This window comes from Psychrobacter sp. 1U2 (assembly GCF_051847575.1).
Window position 1 is genome coordinate 1 of record NZ_JBPYDC010001350.1, and the last position, 621, is coordinate 621.

General features: G+C 37.4%; 1 protein-coding gene and 1 pseudogene. Both read right to left on the bottom strand.

The genetic code is table 11. The features are described from left to right. The coding region (locus tag ACS8FD_RS22025; RefSeq protein WP_439277439.1) for a hypothetical protein at window positions 1-68 on the bottom strand (68 nt) is incomplete at its 3' end. 302 nt (window positions 69-370) lie between these two features. Further along, window positions 371-621: pseudogene (locus ACS8FD_RS22030) on the bottom strand (hypothetical protein); the annotation flags it as partial.

Consider the following 621-nt stretch of genomic DNA (forward strand, 5'->3'; position numbering starts at 1 on the left):
AAAGCAGCTTCTGTACCAGCATGACCGCCACCGATCACTATCACGTCGTAATGTTTTGGGTATTGCATGTAAGCCTCGCTTGAATGACAAAGTTTTTGGTGATAAATAACTGATTTCAACAATCATTTATCGCACAATGAATGGTCGTCAATCGTATTTTAAGAACAGATGGGAGTATTGTTAAAAACTGGTATCTTTAAAAACAGTTATCTAAATAAAGATACTAAAAAACAGCTGCTAATTATAACAATTTTTGCGCACTTAAAAAACGTTACGTCAAAAACGATTAAAATTAACTTATCGTTGTAAAATTTAGGCTATAAGAGCCAGTAACTTACCAACCAGTTAACGATTAGTGACCCTCATCATTTTAGTTTGCATTGTTGCCAGGACTTAACGGTACAATACGATCTGCTTGATTGCTAGCTAGCATATGATGGCTGCCATAGCCTTCTGGATTGATCTGCAAATAAGCATTCATCTGGCCAATAGCATCACCATCGTTACTGGCTAAAATATACTCTTTTATCATATCAACAGTTGGTAATGGTAAGTTTTTGAGTAGGGCCAAACGCTGATCGTTGTCGCCTTTATTGACGACCAGCTCAATAAGCTGGCGCG